This window comes from Streptomyces pseudovenezuelae, assembly GCF_001513955.1.
GTDB classification, from domain to species: Bacteria; Actinomycetota; Actinomycetes; order Streptomycetales; family Streptomycetaceae; genus Streptomyces; species Streptomyces pseudovenezuelae.
The window spans coordinates 575891-593542 of the sequence record NZ_KQ948148.1 but is presented as its reverse complement, the minus strand read 5'-3'; the positions used below and the strand labels follow the sequence as shown (position 1 = coordinate 593542).

The window sequence follows — 17652 nt, the reverse complement described above, 5'->3', positions numbered from 1 at the left end:
CGGACCACTTGGAGACAGAAGCGATGAGCGACGAAAACCACCTGCCCGCCGGCGCCGTTGCCGTCGTCGGCCTGGCCCTCAGGGTTCCCGGCGCCCGCACGCCGGACGCCTTCTGGCGCAACCTGCGCGACGGCGTGGACAGCGTCACGACCCTCACGGACGAGGAACTCCTCGCCGACGGCGCCGCCGCCGAGGACCTCGCGCACCCGGACCACCGTGCGGCGCTCGGCGTCCTCGACGGCATGGAGCGCTTCGACGCGCGGTTCTTCGGGTTCTCCCCGCGCGAGGCCCAGATGCTCGACCCGCAGGCCCGGATCTTTCTGGAGTGCGCCTGGGAGGCCCTGGAGCACGCGGGCCGGCCCTCGGACGCGACCGACGCCGTCACCGGTGTCTACGCCGGTGTGGGGGAGAGCGCGTACCTGCGCCACAACCTCCTGGCCCACGACGGCCTCGTCGAGCGCATCGGCGCCTTCCAGACCTCCATCGGCAACGACAAGGACTTCGTGCCGACCCGGGTCTCGTACAAGCTGAACCTGCGCGGCCCGAGCGTCAGCGTGCAGACCGGCTGCTCCACCTCGCTGGTGGCCGTGCACACCGCGTGTCAGGCCCTGATCGGCGGTGAGTGCGACGTCGCGCTCGCCGGCGGGGCCACCGTCGTCCCGCACCGGCGCGGCTACCGGTACGAGGAGGGCGGTGTCCTGTCCGCCGACGGCCGTTGCCGGGCCTTCGACTCCGCCGCGTCCGGCACCGTGCCGGGCAGCGGCGCCGGCGTCGTGGTCCTCAAGCGCCTCGCGGACGCCCTCGCGGACGGCGATGTGATCCACGCCGTGATCCGCGGCTCGGCGATCAACAACGACGGCGACCGCAAGGTCGGCTTCACCGCCCCCAGCGTCGAGGGACAGGCCGACGTGATCGCCGAGGCCCTCGACGTCGCCGAGGTCGACCCGGCCACCGTGTCGTACGTGGAGGCCCACGGCACCGGCACGCAGCTCGGCGACCCCATCGAGGTCGCCGCCCTCAAGAGCGCCTTCGCCGACGCGGGTGCCGCGCACCGCTGCGCCCTCGGCTCGGTGAAGACGAACATCGGTCACCTCGACACCGCCGCGGGCGTGGTCGGCCTGATCAAGACGGTGCTGGCGCTCAAGGCCCGGGAACTCCCGCCGTCCCTCCACTACACCGCCCCGAACCCGCAACTCGGCCTGGACGAGGGCCCGTTCTACGTCAACGCCGCCCTGACGCCGTGGCAGGGCGACGTGCTGCGCGCGGGCGTCAGCTCCTTCGGTATCGGCGGCACCAACGCCCACGTGATCCTGGAGGAGGCGCCGGAGCGCCCCGCCGCCGAACCGGGGCGCGGACGGCACGTGCTGCCCCTCTCGGCTGCCACGCCCACCGCGCTCGACACCGCGGCCGCGGAACTCGCCGCCCATCTGCGCGCACATCCGCAGGAGCGCCTCGACGACGTGGCGTACACCCTGCAGCGGGGCCGCTGGACCCTGCCGTACCGGCGCTTCGTCGTGGCCGCCGGCACCGAGGAGGCGGCCGACGCGCTGAGCGGGTCCGCCCCGGCGCGCCCCGCCGAGCCCGAGACGGACCGGGACCGCGAGGTCGTCTTCGCCTTCCCGGGGCAGGGCGCACAGCGCGTCGGCATGGGACAGGCCCTGTACGAGCGCGAGCCGGTCTTCCGGGCGGAGGTCGACCGCGCCGCCGAGATCCTGCTGGGCGTCCTCGGCGAGGACATCCGCCGCCTGCTGTACCCGAGCGAGGCGGAGCGGGAGTCCGCCGAAGAGAGGATGCGGCGGACCGAGTACGCCCAGCCGGCCCTCTTCGTCGTGGAGTACTCCCTCGCCCGCTTGTGGATCTCCTGGGGCATCCACCCGGCGGCCATGCTGGGACACAGCCTCGGCGAGTTCGTGGCCGCCTGCCTGGCGGGCGTCATGTCGTACGAGGACGCGCTGCGCCTGGTCGCCGTGCGCGGCCGGCTGATGCAGGGCGCGCCCGCCGGTGCGATGGCCGCCGTCCCGCTGCCGGAGGCCGACGTCACGCCGCTCCTGGGCGCGGAGGTGGCCCTGGCCGCGGTGAACGGGCCGCGCGAGTGCGTGGTGTCCGGTCCCTTCGAGGCGGTCGCCGCCGTCGAGCAGCGCCTCGCCGAGCGCGGGGTCACCACGAAGCGGCTGCGCACCTCGCACGCCTTCCACTCGCGCATGATGGACGACGCCGCCGACGCGTTCGAGGCGGAGGTCGCACGCGTCGCGCTGGCGAGCCCTGAGATCCCCTTCGTGTCGGATGTGACCGGCACGTGGATCACCGACGAGGAGGCCACCAGCCCGGCGTACTGGGCCCGTCACCTGCGCTCCACGGTGCGGTTCGGCGACGGTCTGCGCACGGTGTGCCGCCCCGAGGCGACGCTTCTGGAGGTCGGCCCGGGCCGGGTCCTGACGGGCCTCGTGCGCGGCGCGGACGAGCTGCACGGGGCGGTCGCCTCGCTGCCCTCGGCCGGTCCCGACGCCGAGACGGAGGTGCTGACCGCCGCCGGCGAGCTGTGGCGCCTGGGCGCGCCCCTGGTGTGGGAGGCGCTGCACGGCGAGGAGACGCCCTCGCGCACCGTGCTGCCGACGTACCCCTTCGAACGCGAGCGGTACTGGGTCGATCCCCCGCGCGGCACCCGCACGGCGCGCGCGAACCCGGACGGCCTGGCGGTACGGGGCTTCCGCCGGGTGGGCCCTGCGAAGCCCGCGGGCGCACGGAACGGGGCGGCACCGGGCGCCTGGCTGGTGGTCACCGACCCGGCGGGCGCCCTCGACGGCCTCGCCGAGCGCCTGCGCGGCACGAACCGCCGGGTGATCGAGGTCTCTGCCGACGCCCTCGGTGGCCACGACGACTGCGCCCGTCTCCTCGCGTCCTCGCTCCCCGCGGACGAGCGGATCGAGGGTGTCGTCCACACGGCGCTGCTCACCGGCGGCACCGACGCTGCCGCCGGTGGCGCCCCGGAGGAACTGGAGGCCCTGGAGCGGGCCCTCGCGGCACGCGGGGACGACGGCGCCCGGCTCGTCGCCGTCGTGTCCGGCGCGCTCGACGTCACCGGTGAGGAACCGCTCGTGCCCGAAAGGGGCGCGCTGACCGTGTGGGCCCGCGCCGGACGGCCGGGCTCCCGGGCGCTCCTCGACGTGCCCGTGCCCGGGACCGCCACAGCCGCACGTCGGCTGGCCGCCGCGCTGCTCACGGAACTCGACGGCACGCCCGGGGAGCCCGTGGTCGCGTTCCGCGGCGGGCACCGCTTCGTGCCGGAGCTGGAGCCCCTGAACACCGCGGGGGGCACGGACAACGGCCGGCACGCCGGGGCGCACTACACGTCCACGGGTGACGAGCGCGTCGCGACGGCGTTCGGCCGGGCCCTGTCGCAGGCCGGTGCCACGGTGGCCCCGCTGTCCGCGACCGCGGCGGCACCGTCCACCCTCCTCGTCCTGCTCGACGCGACGGCCCCGCAGGCCCATGTGCTGGACGCACTGGAGCGCGCCGCCACGGCGGTCGCCCAGGCACCCGCGGGCACCGTGCCCGCCTGCGAGGTCCACCTCGTGGGCGGCGCCGGCTTCGAGCCGTCCCGCTCGACCCTCGCCGCCGTCGTCGAGACCCGCGTCGCGCTGGCGGGCCGCGAGTCCGAGATCCCGTGGACCGGCTTCGTCTGGTCCCGCGCGGACCATGCCACGGTCGAGCGGTGGGCAGCGCGCGTGGTGGGCGCGGCCGGCGGCAGCTGTCAGGCGGTCGTGGAGCCGAGGGCCGACCTCGCGCAGGACTGCGAGCCTGCGGCGCGGGCCGCGACCCCCGAGGGCCGCGCGGACCACGCCGACGACACCGAGCGCCAGGTCGCCTCGATCTTCTCGGACCTCCTCGGCGTGGCGGACATCGCACCGGACGTCAACTTCTTCGAACTCGGCGGCCACTCCCTGCTCGCGGCGCAGTTCGTCGCGCAGGTCCGCACGGTGTGCGGCGTCGAGGTCCCGTTGCGCGCGTTCGTCGGCGAGCCGACGATCCGAGGGCTGGCCGCCGCCGTGCGCGCCGCCCGCGTCGAGGCCGGGGACATCCTCTTGGAAGCGCTGCCGACCGTGGTGCCGGACCCCGCGAACGAGGGCGTGCCCTTCCCGCTGACGGATGTTCAGCAGGCGTACTGGATCGGCCGTACCGGCGTCTTCGACATCGGCAACGTCGGCATGCACGGCTATGAGGAGTTCGACGTCCAGGACCTGGACCTGCCCCGGATGCAGCAGGCGTTCCGCCGGCTCATCCAGCGGCACGGCATGCTCCGCGCCATCGTGCTCCCGCACGGCGAGCAGCAGATCCTCACCGATGTCCCCGACTACGTCATCGAGACGGAGGACCTGCGCGGGCTGCCCGGCGACGAGGTGTCCACGGCGCTCGGGAGCACCCGCGCGGCGATGTCCCACCAGAACTTCGAGGCCGACCGCTGGCCGCTGTTCGAACTGCGCGCCTCGGTCCTGGACGGCGACCGTACCCGCCTGCACTACAGCATCGACGGCCTGCTCACCGACGCCCGGGCCTCCAACGTCCTGCTGCGTGAACTCGCCCACCTCTACGAGCACCCGGACGTCGAACTGCCCGCGCTGGAACTGTCCTTCCGCGACTACGTGCTGGCGGAGAAGGACCTGGAGTCCTCCGAGCTGTACGCCCGCGCGGAGACCTACTGGAAGGAGCGGATCCCCGGCCTGGCGACCGCCCCGGAGCTGCCGCTGGCCTGCGACCCGCGCACCGTCGAGTCCCCGCACTTCGAGCGGGTGGAGGGCAAGCTGCCCCGGGAGACGTGGGAGCGCGTCAAGGGATGGGCGTCGCAGCGTGGCATCACCCCCACGGCACTGCTCCTGGCGGCCTACAGCGAGGCGCTGGCCACATGGTCGAAGAACTGCCGCTTCACGCTCAACCTCCCCATGGCGAACCGGCTTCCGCTCCACCCCGAGGTGGACGCCATCGTCGGTGACTTCACCTCGGTGACGCTGCTGGAGGTCGACGCGGGGGGCGAGGCCTCGTTCGAGGCGCGTGCCTGTGCCGTGCGGGACCGGCTCATCACCGACATCGACCACCGTGTGTTCAGCGGTGTCCGCGTCATCCGCGAGATGAAGAAGGCGCGCGGCGACGCGGCCGCGGCCATGCCGGTCGTGTTCACCAGCCTCTTCCTCGACCACGGCCAGGACACGCCGATCGGTGAGGTGGCGTACAGCATCTCGCAGACCCCGCAGGTCTGGATCGACGCGCAGGTCTACGAGGTGGACGGGGCGCTCGCGTTCGACATCGACGCGGTCGAGCAGCTCTTCCCCGAGGGCCTGGTCGGCTCGATCCACGCGGCCACCCTGGAACTGCTGCGGTGGCTCGCGGGGGACGAGGAGAACTGGAGCCGGCCCGCGCCCCTGCTCGTCCCGCGGGCCGAACTGGCCGAGCGGGAGGCGTACAACCGGACCGAGGGTCCGCTGCCGGCGGGGCTGCTGCACGCGCCGTTCTTCGGCACGGCGGCCCGGACGCCCGAGCGCACCGCCGTCGTCACCCCGGGCCGCACGCTCAGCTACGGCGAACTCGCCGCGCGGGCCGGTGGCATCGCCCGGCGTCTGACCGGCCTCGGCGTGCGCCCCAACGACCTGGTCGCCGTCGTGATGGAGAAGGGCTGGGAGCAGTGCGCCGCCGTCCTCGGCATCCTCGCCGCGGGCGCCGCGTACCTGCCCATCGACCCCGAACTGCCCGACGAACGCGTCCGGCTCCTGCTCGAACACGGACAGGCCCGCGCGGTCCTCACCCAGGGCCGGGTCGCACAGGGCAGGGAGGACCGCTTCGACGGCGTACCGGCCGTGTTCCGGGTCGATGAACTGCCGCTGGAGGAAGACGCGGCCGACGGTCTGCGGCTGGACGGTCCCGCCACGCCGGACGATCTCGCGTACGTGATCTTCACCTCGGGCTCGACCGGTCTGCCGAAGGGCGTGATGATCGACCACCGCGGCGCCCTCAACACGGTCGTGGACATCAACGACCGCTTCGGCGTCGGGGCGCAGGACCGGGTCCTGGCCCTGTCCTCGCTCAGCTTCGACCTGTCGGTGTACGACGTCTTCGGCCCGCTGGCGGTCGGCGGGGCCGTCGTCCTGCCGGACGCGAGCGCGCACCGCGACCCGGCGGCCTGGCTCGATCTGCTGGAAACGGCCCGGGTCACCCTGTGGAACTCCGTGCCGGCGCTGATGGAGCTGCTCGTCGAGCACATGAGCGTGAAGGAGGCGACCAGCACCGCGCTGCGGCTCGTGATGCTCAGCGGCGACTGGCTGCCGGTCACGCTGCCGGACCGCATCCGGCGGGTCCTCGGCACCCCCGAGGTCGTCAGCCTCGGCGGCGCGACGGAGGCGTCGATCTGGTCCATCCTCTACCCGATCGGGGAGGTGCCCGGCGACTGGCCGAGCATCCCGTACGGCAGGCCGATGCGGAACCAGACGTTCCATGTCCTTGACGAGGCCTTCCGGCCGCGGCCGACCGGGGTTCCGGGTCAGCTCTACATCGGCGGCGTGGGTCTCGCCCAGGGCTATCTGCGCGACGAGGCCAGGACGAAGGCCAGTTTCGTCGTCCACCCGGAGACCGGCCGGCGCCTCTACCGCACCGGAGACCTCGGACGCTTCCTGCCGAGCGGTGAGATCGAGTTCCTCGGCCGCGAGGACTTCCAGGTCAAGGTGCAGGGCTACCGCATCGAACTCGGCGAGATCGAGACCGCGATCATGCAGCACCCGGGCATCCGGGCGGCGGTGACCGTGGTCCAGGGGGAGCCGCGCGGCGCCAAGCGGCTGGTCGCCTTCGTCGTCCCGCAGACCACGCACGATGTTCCGCGGGATCTCCGCGACTTCCTCGCCACCAAGCTGCCCCGCTACATGGTGCCGGACGTCTACGTGGAGATCGACGCCCTGCCGCTCACGGCGAACGGCAAGGTGGACCGGCGGGCCCTGGTGGTGCCCGAGCAGGCGGTCGAGGAGGCCATGCCGCCCCACGAGGCCCCGCGGACGCCGATCGAGGAGGCCATCGCCGAGGTCTGGGCAGACATGCTCCAGGTCGAGCGCGTCGGTGTCCACGACAACTTCTTCGCCCTCGGCGGAGATTCGCTCATGGCCATGCGCGCGGTGGTCCGCCTGCGCAAGGCACTCGGCACCGAACTGCCGATCCGCGTCCTGTTCGACAGCCAGACGCTGGAGGACACCGCGCTCGTCGTCGAGGACCACATCCTCGCCGAGATCGAGGAACTGACCGAGGAAGAAGCTCAGGCGCTGCTCGCCGACTGAGCCGATCTGTCACGGAGACCTCCACGTGAACCGAACCGCAGCCACCCGCGCGACGCGTGCCCACGGCTGGATCGTGGGCGCGCGGCGCCCGGCCGCACCGTCCGTCCGTCTCTTCTGCCTCCCGTACGCCGGAGGGGGTGCCTCGGCCTACGCGGCCTGGCCCGCCCTCTTCCCGGACGACATCGACGTCTGCCCCGTCGAACTGCCGGGCCGGCTGACCCGCTGGAGCGAGAACGCCTTCGCACAGGCCGAGCCGCTGGTCCAGGCGCTCGCCACCGCGCTGGAGGGCGAACTCGACGTTCCCTACGCGCTCTTCGGGCACAGCATGGGCGCCCTCCTGGCGTTCGAACTGGCCCGGGCGCTGCGCGGCCGCGGTGCCGCCGAGCCGCGCGTCCTGTTCGTCTCCGGCGGCCCCGCACCCCAGCTCCCGCGCCGACTGCCGCTGATTCACGACCAGCCGGACGACGTGGTGGTGGCCAGGCTGCGCGACCTGGGCGCCGTCCCGGAGGACGTGTACGCCGAACCGGAGCTGCTCGAACTGCTCATGCCGACGATCCGCGCGGACTTCTCGGTCGTCGAGACGTACACGCATCGGCCAGAGCCGCCGCTCGGGTGCCCCGTCGTCGCCTTCGCCGGGACGCAGGACCGGGAGGTGCCGCCCGACCAGGTGGCCCCCTGGCACGAGCAGACGACCGGCGGCTTCACCCGACATGTCCTGCCCGGCGACCACTTCTTCGTGCACAGCGCGCGGACCGCGCTGGTGGACACGGTCCGCGCCGAGCTGGACCGCCCCGAACGAAAGGAACAGTGATGAACACCATGGAAGCCGCCGGCCTGACGCTGGCCCGGTGCTGTGCCCACCTCGTCACCTTCGACGACGGTCCGCTCACGGTCCCCTCCCGCACGGCCGCCGTCACCGCGGACCTCCCGGCCGAGGCGCGGGCCCCGGAGTCCGTGACAGCCGCCAGGCCCGCCGCGGTCCGGCTGACAGCGATCCCGGCGGTCGGTGCGTGAGCGACAGCGACCTCCAGATCGCCGGCGACATCCTCGCGGTCCCGCACCTCCTGCAGCCTTCGCGGCAGCATCCGGGCACGGTCGCCGAGTTCGCCGGCCTGGCCTGCTCCATCGCGGCCGACCGCGCGCAGTGGGAGCACCTCGTGGCGTACGACGCGACCACGCGCTGGAACCACCTGCTGCGCACCGGTCCGGGCTACCAGGCATGGCTGCTGTCCTGGCTGCCGGGGCAGGGCAGCGGGCTGCACGACCACGGTCGTTCCTCCGGGGTGCTGACCGTCCTGGTGGGCACGCTGACCGAGCGGACGGGACGCGGCATGCGCGCCTTGTCGCAGGGAGCGCAGCGGGTGTTCGCGCCGGGCTACGTGCACGAGGTGGTCAACGACACGCTGGAGCCGGCGGCGAGTCTGCACGTCTACCACCCGGGCCTCACCGAGATGCCCATGCACACCTGCGCGGCCGAACTCGCCGGAGCAACGGCAGCGCGGGCCGCCCGCCCGTTGAGCCGATGAGCACATCGTTATGCTGCCTCGTCCCACGAGCCAGGGAGGTTCCGCACCATGAGCAGCAGCACGTCACCGTTTCCCGATCGGATCGAACTCACAGGGGAAGGGCTCGTCCTGCGTGACTGGACGGAAGCGGACCTGGCCGCGATGCCGGATCTGTTCGATCATCCCGACATCGCGTACTGGACGCCGATCGTCTCGCCCTTCGACGAGGCGGCCGCTCGCGCCCGGCTGGAGCGGGACCGACGGATGCGGGCGGAGGGCACGACCATCCTGCTCGCCATCACCGTCGACGGGGGCGTGCCGCTCGGCGAGGTGATGCTGCGGCGCGCTCCGGAGGGCGCGGAGATCGGCTACGCGGTCGGCCCGGCGCACCGCGGCCAGGGACTGGCCGCCCGGGCGGTGCGGGTGATGGCCGCGTATGCCTTCGAGCAGGTGGGCGTGGAGCAGGTGATCCTGGAGCTGGAGGCCGAGAACGCCGCCAGCGTCGCCGTGGCCACCAAGGCGGGCTTCAGCCTGCTGGACGTGCCGCTGATCGAGGGGGAGGAGAAGGGGCGGCCCTACGCCCTGCAGACGTGGGGACTGCGATCCCCGTCCGCAGGGCGACCGGGGTGACCGTCCCCCGCTGAGGAGGGGCGTCCGCGGTGGTGCGGCACACCCTGTGAGGTCTCGCTCACTCCCCCGTGCCGACCGGTGCCACGGCCCCGCGGCGCATCGCCCAGGCGGCCGGGAGGACCGAGAAGGTCACGGCGAGGACCGCACAGGCTCCGCCCACCACCGCGAGCTCCGGCCACGGCATCCGCACGGAGGAGCGCACCGACAACAGGCCGAGCGCTCCCCGCACCCCGGCCAGGTTGAGCCCGGCGGCCAGGAGTCCGAGCACGGCGCCCACCGCCACGACCGTCAGCGCCTCGGCGCCGACCAGCCGCAGCACCTGTCGGCGGGTGGCCCCGGCCAGGCGGAGCACGGCCAGGTCGCGCACCCGGTCCGAGGTCGCCATGACCATTGTGTTGGCCAGTGAGATGCCGGTGTAGAGCAGGGCGATGCCGAGCACCAGCACAAAGCCGTACCAGGTGGTCCGGTCGGTTCCGGGGTGGGTCGCGCGCAGCCACTGGTCCCTGGTGAGGACGTGTCCGCCCGCCTCGCGCAGGGCGCCGGCCACGACAGCCGGGTCGGCACCGGCGGCGAGGGTGACGTCCACACGGTCGACCTGGGCGCCGGGGGCGTTGGCCGGGGTGAGGTAGACGCCGTTGTCGCCGGTGCCGGTCGTCATCACCGCGGCGATCCGCAGCGACTTCCTGGTGCCGTCGCCGAGCCACACGTCCACGGTCTGTCCGACGGTGTGCCGCTGCCACTCCTCGTTGACGATGATCGACCCGTCGTCGAGGTCGCTCACCGTGCCTGCGGCCAGGGGGAGGTGCGCGGTCGCGGCGAGAGGCGCGGCCTCGGCGGCGCGGGCCTCGGACCTGATGAGGGCCACGCCGTCCTCCAGGACGAAGACGGCGCTCGACGAACTAGCGGAGACCGTGGCGCCGGGGACCGTGCGGAGCCTTCGGAGGGTGCGCGCGTCGAAGCCCGCGCCCTCGGCGGGGGCGGTGCCCGTGCTCTCGCCGAGGCGGTCGCTCCCGGCAGGCACGACCACGAAGTCGGCCGTGGTCCGCGCGCGGGCCTCGGCGACCTGGGCCGCGTTCAGCGTGGCCGTCGCGCCCAGCAGCGAGCCCGTGAGGGCGACGGTGACCAGGACGGGGGCCACCACGGCTGCCGTACGGCGCACTCCCGCGGCCGCGTTCTCCCGCACCAGCATCCCTCCCGCGCCCGGGAGCTGGGCGGGCAGCCAGGCGAGCAGCCGGGTCAGCGGCCGCACCAGGACCGGCGCGAGCAGCGCGATCGCGGTGATCAGCAGCATCGGACGGCTGACGTACGTCTTGCGGTGCAGCAACTCACCCGGGTCGGTGACCAGCGCCAGGGCCAGTGTCACCGCGGCGGTCAGCAGCAGCCCGGCTCCGGACAGCAGGCGGCCCCAAGTCATCGCCCTGGCATCGACGGAGGCCTCGCGCAGTGCCTGGACGGCACCGGTGCGGCCCGCCCGCCAGGACGCGGCGACGACCCCGAGCAGCGCGACGAGCAGACCCGTCCAAAAGGCCAGGTGATACGGCCACGTGGCATCCCCGAGGGTGAACCAGCCCGGTGCGAGGCCGGCGTCGACCACCCGGGCCGCGAGGTGCGGGGCGCCGTACGAGCCGAGCGCACAGCCGGTGGCCGAGGCGAGGACGCCGACCAGCAGCGCCTCCGCGCACACCGTCCGGCGGATCTGCCCGGGCGTGGCTCCCGCGGTGCGCAGCAGGCCGAACTCCCGGCGCCGCTGGGCGACCGCGAAGGCGAAGGTGGACGCCACGACGAACACCGACACGAAGGCGGTGACTCCGCCGGCGGTGCCGAACAGGGCGTTCATCGCGGTGAGCGCCTCCCGGTCGCGGTCCGGATCGGGGTCGGCGAGACGGCGGGCGCTTCCGGTGAGGACGTGGACGGATTCGCCTTCCAGCGCTTCTCGTACGTCTCGTGCGGCTGCCTCCACCACGAGTTGGGTGCTCCTCGGGGACAACTGGGCGGCGCGGGCGTCGGTGTAGAAGACGGCGGTCTCGAAGCCCCGGGAGCGAAGGGTCCCTACGACCCGCACGGTGCCGTGGTCGGTGCGCAGCCGGTTGCCGGGCCGCGTCCAGTCTCCGGTGACGACCACTTCGTCCGCGGTGCGGGGTGCGCGGCCCCCGGTGATCTCGTACGGGGCGAAGGCGGCGGTGGACCAGGGGTGGCCGACGAGCTGACCGGGGCCGCCCTCGGCGTGTACCGGGAAGGAGCGGTCCGGGATGACCGTGCCGAGCTTCTTCAGGGTGGCCACGGCAGCCTCGGACACCGCGTGCGGGTGGGCGAGTTGGCGTGTTTCACGTGAAACATGGGCGCCGGTCGAGGTCGGCACGCTCAGGGTGTTCCGGCCCTGGACGACGACCGGTGCGAGAGCGAACCGCTCGGGCTGCCGCTCCGGCGCGTCCAGCGAGGAGGCGAGGGCCAGGCCCATCACGGCGAGCAGGGCGACGCCGAGGGACAGGGCGACGAACGTGCCCAGGAAGGTGGACCAGCGGGCGCGGAGGGTGTGGAGGGCGATGGTCAGCACGGCCGGCCTTCCGGGCGGGTCCCGGTGCCGGGCGCGGGGTGAGGCGTGGGACGCGGTGAGACAAGTGCGGTCGGTCGGGCTGGTGGCGCGGCCTCCAGGGTGGCCATGTGGGTGGCGATGTCATGGGGGCCGGCGCCGGCCAGATCGCCGGTGACCCGGCCGTCGACGAGGAAGACCACCCGGTCGGCACAGGACGCGGCCACCGGGTCGTGGGTGACCATGACGACGGTCTGGCCCTCCCGGTCGACCGTGGCGCGCAACAAGGCGAGTACCTCGCGGCCGGTCCGCGAGTCCAGGGCGCCGGTCGGCTCGTCACCGAAGAGGACCTCGGGGCGGGTGACCAGGGCACGGGCCAGGGCGACGCGCTGCTGCTGGCCGCCGGACAGCTCCGTCGGGCGGTGCCGGGCCCGCTCGGCGAGACCGACCTGCTGGAGCACCTCGCGGATGCGGGCCTTCGGAACGCGCCGGCCGGCCAGCCTGAGCGGCAGGGCGACGTTCTGCTCGGCGGTGAGCGAGGGCAGCAGGTTGAACGCCTGGAAGACGAACCCGATGCGCTCACGCCGCAGCAGGGTCAGCCTGGTCTCGCTGAGCGTGGTGAGCTCGGTGCCGCTCAGGGTGACGGAGCCCGAGGTGGGCCGGTCCAGGCCCGCGGCGCACTGCAACAGGCTCGACTTGCCGGAGCCGGAAGGGCCCATGACGGCGGTGAAGGTGCCGCGGGGGAAGGCGAGGGTGACGTCGTGGAGTGCGGTCACGGTGGTGTCGTCGGGTGAGGCGCGCCGGCTGTCCTGGTGGCGCGTCCGGCCGAAGGCCCACCCGGACGCCCTCCCGGATGCGCCGCCGGATGCGTTGCCGTATGTCCTGCTGACGGATCGCAGGCTGATGGCGTCGGTGGTCATGGGTCCCCCGCTCGTCCGGTGTCTTCGGTGGCTCCCACCAAACCGTTCGAGGACGCCCGGGCGCAGTGCGGCGGGACCGAGACCTGGGGTAGGGCCGGCCCTACCCCCGCTCCTCCGTCCTGGCCCATGGCCCGGTCCCGCACCGCGCTTCTACGGTGATCCGCATGCATCCTCGGAATGTGTGGCAGGCGATCTCCCGGCCGGGCTTCCTGCTGTCGGCGTGGCCCTGGCGCTCGGTCGGTTACCTGCTGAGCGGTGCGGTGGCCGGCCCGGTCGTGCTGGTGGGGATCGGGACGCTGGCGGTGGCCGGCGGGGCGCTCACCGCCGTACTCGTGGGACTGCCGCTGCTCGTCATGCTGGCGCTGTCCGGTGTCGTGGTCGCGCGCACGGAACGGCGGCGGCTGCGCCTGGTCGACGCGGACCCGGTACCCGATCCGCACCGGGAGCCCACCGCCACGGGGCTGCGGGCCTGGCTGACGACACGGCTGAAGGAACAGGCGACCTGGCGTGAACTCGGGTACACCCTGCTGTACGCCGTGCTGCTCTGGCCGGTCGACGCCCTCGCGGTCACCGTCGCGCTGCTCGTTCCGGTCTCCATGGCCGCCGTCCCGCTGCTCATGGCCACGGTCGGGGACGGCCGGGAGGCGAAGGTGCTCAAGCAATGGACGGTCACCACCTGGCCGACGGCCTTCGGGGTGGCGGTACTCGGGCTGCTGCTCCTGGCGGCGGGGCTGTACGTGCTGGGGGTTGTCGCGGGTGCCCGGGCCGGGCTGACGCGGTTGTTGATCGCGTCGCGTGACCGTGAGCTGGACGCCCGAGTGGTCGAACTGAGCCGGTCACGCGTGCGGTTGGTGGACGCCTTCGAGGCGGAGCGCAGGCGTATCGAACGCGATCTGCACGACGGCGCCCAACAACGCCTGGTGGCCCTGACGATGGCCCTCGGCCTGGCCCGTCTCGACGCCCCGGCCGGACCGCTCGCCGAGCAGCTCGCCAAGGCCCACGACGAGGCGGGCAGGGCCCTGGCCGAGCTGCGCGAACTCATCCAGGGCATCCACCCCAAGGTCCTCGCGGACTACGGTCTGACGGCCGCCGTCGCCGACGCCGCGGACCGTTCCGTCGTCCCGGTCGACGTCGATCTGTCGGTACCGGGGCGGCTCGACCAGGCGGTGGAGGCGGCCGCCTACTTCGTGGTCTGCGAGGCCCTGGCCAACGTGGCCAAGCACAGCGGGGCGGGCCGCGCCGAGGTGCGCGGCGGCCACGCGCGCGGACGGCTGCTGCTGGAGGTGCGCGACGACGGCCGCGGCGGCGCGGACGTCTCGGCGGGCAGCGGGCTGACCGGACTCGCCGACCGGGTGTCGGTCCTGGATGGCACACTCTCCCTGTCCAGTCCGCCGGGTGGTCCGACCCTGTTGCGTGTGGAGTTCCCTTGCGAGGTGACCGAACCGGCCGAGGCACGGGGGACGAACGGGGTGACGGCGTAACGCGATCGCTCCGGGTCGTGCTCGCCGAGGACAGCGTGCTGCTGCGCGAGGGGCTCATCGGCCTGCTCGGCCGCTGCGGTCACGAGGTCGTCGCGGCGGTCGGCGACGCCGAGGCCCTGCTGGTCGCGGTCGAGGAGCACAGCCCCGACATCGTCCTGACGGACGTCCGTATGCCGCCCGGCTTCCAGGACGAGGGGCTGCACGCGGCGGTCCGCCTGCGGGAGCGGCGCCCCGGCCTGCCGGTACTGGTCCTCAGCCAGTACGTGCAGCGGGCCTACGCCTCCGAACTCCTCGACTCCGGAGACGGCACCGGAGTCGGCTATCTGCTCAAGGACCGGGTCGGCCAGGTCGAGCAGTTCGTCGACGCCCTGTGCGAGGTCGCGGACGGGGGGACGGTCGTGGACCCCGAAGTCGTACGCCAGTTGCTGCGCCGGCGCCGTGATCCGCTGGAGCGGCTCACCCCGCGCGAGCGGGAGGTCCTCGCGCTGATCGCCGAGGGGAAGTCCAACGGGGCGATCGCCCGGGAACTGGTGGTCTCGGATGCCGCGGTCGGCAAGCACATCAGCGGCATCCTGACGAAGCTGGACCTGCCGCCGGCGGAGGAGACGCACCGGCGGGTCCTGGCGGTGCTGGCGTACCTGCGGGCGTGAGGGGCTGGGCGTTTTCCACAGCCGTGGAGTTGTCCACAGGGTCTGACGCGTTTCGGCTGGTGGTTGTACGGTCGGCACGAGTTGATGTTCTTGCGAGTCACGGGGGAGGCGGTCGCTGTGGCCGATGCCGGTGTGGAGGCGAAGGTCGGGGCACAGGACGGCGAGGAGGCCGGGGCGCGGCAGGTGCCGGCCGCGGCTGCAGCCGACGCGGGCCCCGGTTCCGCCCGGCGGCGTCCCCGGGTGCGCGGCTTCGCCCAGTGGCCCGTCGAGGGCTCGCCCAAGAAGGAAGGCAAGGCGCTGCGGGAGAGTGTCCCGCGCAGTGCCCACGCGGCGCTGGACCTGGACATCTCGCGCCCCGGCGCGGTCGAGGCGGTCGAGGAGTCGAGCCGGGGCCGCCTGCCCGAGCTCACGCCGATCCGGGTGGGCCGGATGGCGGCCACGCCGTTCGCCTTCCTGCGCGGCTCGGCCGGCCTCATGGCCTACGACCTGGCCCGGACCCCGATGACCCGGATCCGCGCCCAGATCTGCGGTGACGCGCACGCGGCGAACTTCGGCCTGTACGGCGACGCCCGCGGCGACCTGGTCATCGACCTGAACGACTTCGACGAGACGGTGTACGGCCCCTGGGAGTGGGACCTCAAGCGGCTCGCCGCCTCCCTGGTCCTCGCGGGCCGGGAGATCGGCGCCGACGAGGACACCTGCCGCGCGGCGGCGCACGGGGCGGTGGGCGCGTACCGGCGCACCATGCGGCTGCTCGCCAAGCTCCCGGTGCTGGACGCGTGGAACGCGATCGCGGACGAGGAACTCGTCTCCCACACCGACGCCCACGACCTGGTCGGCACGCTGGAGCGGGTCTCGGAGAAGGCGCGGGCCAACACCAGCGGGCGCTTCGCGGCGAAGTCGACGGAGCTCACGGAGGACGGCGGCCGGCACTTCGTGGACGCCCCGCCGGTGCTGCGCCGGGTGCCCGACGAGGAGGCCGCGGCGGTGGCCGCGTCCCTGGAGCACTACCTGAGCACGCTCTCCGAGGACCGTCACCCGCTGCTGGCCCGCCACGCGGTGCACGACGTGGCGTTCCGCGTTGTCGGCACGGGCAGCGTGGGCACCCGCTCCTACGTCGTCCTGCTGCTGGACCACCGCGGCGAACCGCTGGTCCTCCAGGTCAAGGAGGCGCGGCCCTCGGCCCTCCTGCCGCACCTGGTCACCGCGGGCTTCGACGTGCCGCCGGTCGACCACGAGGGCCGCCGGGTGGTCCTCGGCCAGAAGCGGATGCAGGTCGTCAGCGACATCCTGCTGGGCTGGACGACCGTCGACGGCCTCCCCTTCCAGGTGCGCCAGTTCCGCAACCGCAAGGGCAGCGTCGACCCGGCCGCCCTCTCCGCCGACCAGATAGACGACTACGGCCGCATGACCGGCGCCCTCCTGGCCCGCGCCCACTCGCACAGCGCCGACCCCCGGCTGATCTCCGGCTACTGCGGCAAGAACGACGAACTCGACGAGGCCGTCGCCACCTTCGCCGTCACCTACGCCGACCGCACGGAGGCGGACCACGCGGACCTGATGACGGGGATCCGGGCGGGGAGGGTCGCGGCGGAGACGGGGGTCTGAGGAGCAGCCGCGGTCCAGCCGGGGTGTGAGATGTGAGGGCGGTAGGTCTCCGGCCGGGGTGGGCACACATCGCCCCGACGGGGACCTGTGTACGCCCGACACGCTGTCCGGCGTCTCGGCACCTCTCCTGTCCGGCGCGCCCGGGCTGTCACCCCGGTTGGCGTCCGGCCCCGGTCGGCACGGTTACGCTGTTCGGATGACGTCCCCGGAAGCTGACCCCCACGGCACAGCCGCCGCAGGTACGGAGCGGTTGGAGCGGGCCGTGCGGGCCGCGGAGCAGGCGCTCATCGAGTACGAGATCGCGGTGGAGACCTTCCGCATCGAGGTGGAGAACTTCTCCCGCCTGCACCACCAGAGGCTCGGCCCGATGTACAGCCGTCTCGACGAGCTGGACGCGCAGATCGCGGAGATCAGGGCCGCCCGCAGCGGCGACCCCGAGGATCTGCGCAAGGCCCAGGAGGCCCGCGCCCAGGTGATGCCGATGCCCGGTGTCGAGGAGCTGTTCCACGGCTGGATGGACGGGGAGGGCCTGTTCCCGGAGGCCGCCGCGATGCTCACCGAGCAGCCGGTGCGGCCCCCGCAGCGGGTGCGCCCCAGCGACGAGGCCCGCAAGCTCTACCGCGAGCTCGCTCGCAAGGCGCACCCGGACCTCGCCCAGGACGACACCGAGCGGGCGCGGCGCGAGGAGTTCATCACCCGGGTCAACGCGGCCTACTCCCGCGGCGACGAGCCTCTCCTGCGGGAACTGGCCGAGGAGTGGGCCGCCGGTCCCAAGCCTCCGGAGCAGGGACCCACCCCCAGCGAGGAGCTCTACGCCCGCCTCGAATGGCTCGCCCGGCGCAAGGAGCTGCTCTCGGTGGTCGCGCGGGAGCTGGAGGAGAGCGCGATCGGCTCGATGCTCCGGATGGCGCCGGACGACCCGGACCGCCTGCTGGAGGAGATCGCCGAGAAGCTCCTGACCGACGTTTCCACGCGTGAGGCGGAGCTCGGGGAACTGCTCGCACAGGAGTGACCGGCCGCG

Annotated in this window: 11 protein-coding genes; 9 read left to right on the top strand and 2 right to left on the bottom strand. The window is 73.5% G+C overall.

What is annotated here, in order from left to right; genetic code table 11:
- The first annotated feature begins 23 nt into the window (after window positions 1-23).
- From AQI94_RS43015 to AQI94_RS23010, 5 genes are read left to right on the top strand one after another with little or no spacing between them, the layout of a single operon-like run.
- Complete coding sequence (locus tag AQI94_RS43015) at window positions 24-7307, top strand: hybrid non-ribosomal peptide synthetase/type I polyketide synthase (RefSeq protein WP_051832354.1); 7284 nt, start codon at window positions 24-26, stop codon at window positions 7305-7307.
- 25 nt (window positions 7308-7332) lie between these two features.
- Complete coding sequence (locus AQI94_RS23025) at window positions 7333-8118, top strand: thioesterase II family protein (RefSeq protein WP_158806275.1); 786 nt, start codon at window positions 7333-7335, stop codon at window positions 8116-8118.
- Complete coding sequence (locus AQI94_RS44070; protein ID WP_031047943.1) at window positions 8118-8321, top strand: hypothetical protein; 204 nt, start codon at window positions 8118-8120, stop codon at window positions 8319-8321. The genes AQI94_RS23025 and AQI94_RS44070 overlap by 1 nt, the downstream gene beginning before the upstream one ends.
- Window positions 8318-8833 (top strand): cysteine dioxygenase, encoded by a 516-nt coding sequence (locus AQI94_RS23015; protein WP_031047945.1) that lies wholly within the window; start codon window positions 8318-8320, stop codon window positions 8831-8833. The genes AQI94_RS44070 and AQI94_RS23015 overlap by 4 nt, the downstream gene beginning before the upstream one ends.
- Before the next feature lie 48 nt (window positions 8834-8881).
- Entirely contained in the window at window positions 8882-9442 is a 561-nt protein-coding gene (locus AQI94_RS23010; protein ID WP_031047947.1) for a GNAT family N-acetyltransferase, read from the top strand.
- Between the two features lie 58 nt (window positions 9443-9500).
- Here AQI94_RS23010 and AQI94_RS23005 read toward each other — a convergent pair whose 3' ends face one another.
- A complete protein-coding gene (locus AQI94_RS23005; RefSeq protein ID WP_031047950.1) occupies window positions 9501-11996 on the bottom strand; it encodes an ABC transporter permease in 2496 nt (831 codons plus the stop codon).
- Window positions 11990-12892 (bottom strand): ABC transporter ATP-binding protein, encoded by a 903-nt coding sequence (locus tag AQI94_RS23000; protein WP_031047952.1) that lies wholly within the window; start codon window positions 12890-12892, stop codon window positions 11990-11992. The genes AQI94_RS23005 and AQI94_RS23000 overlap by 7 nt, the downstream gene beginning before the upstream one ends.
- A 164-nt stretch (window positions 12893-13056) precedes the next feature.
- Between AQI94_RS23000 and AQI94_RS22995 the strand changes: the two genes are divergently transcribed.
- From AQI94_RS22995 to AQI94_RS22980, 4 genes are all read left to right on the top strand, one after another.
- A complete protein-coding gene (locus tag AQI94_RS22995; protein ID WP_208611852.1) occupies window positions 13057-14373 on the top strand; it encodes a sensor histidine kinase in 1317 nt (438 codons plus the stop codon).
- Between the two features lie 17 nt (window positions 14374-14390).
- On the top strand, window positions 14391-15023 hold the full coding sequence (locus tag AQI94_RS22990) for a response regulator transcription factor (RefSeq protein WP_031054378.1): 633 nt from the start codon (window positions 14391-14393) through the stop codon (window positions 15021-15023).
- A gap of 84 nt (window positions 15024-15107) precedes the next feature.
- Window positions 15108-16631 carry a DUF2252 domain-containing protein gene (locus AQI94_RS22985; RefSeq protein ID WP_079062555.1) on the top strand — a complete coding sequence of 508 codons (1524 nt, stop codon included), beginning with the start codon at window positions 15108-15110 and terminating at the stop codon, window positions 16629-16631.
- A gap of 196 nt (window positions 16632-16827) precedes the next feature.
- Entirely contained in the window at window positions 16828-17643 is an 816-nt protein-coding gene (locus AQI94_RS22980) for a J domain-containing protein (protein ID WP_062229909.1), read from the top strand.
- The last annotated feature ends 9 nt before the right edge of the window (window positions 17644-17652 follow it).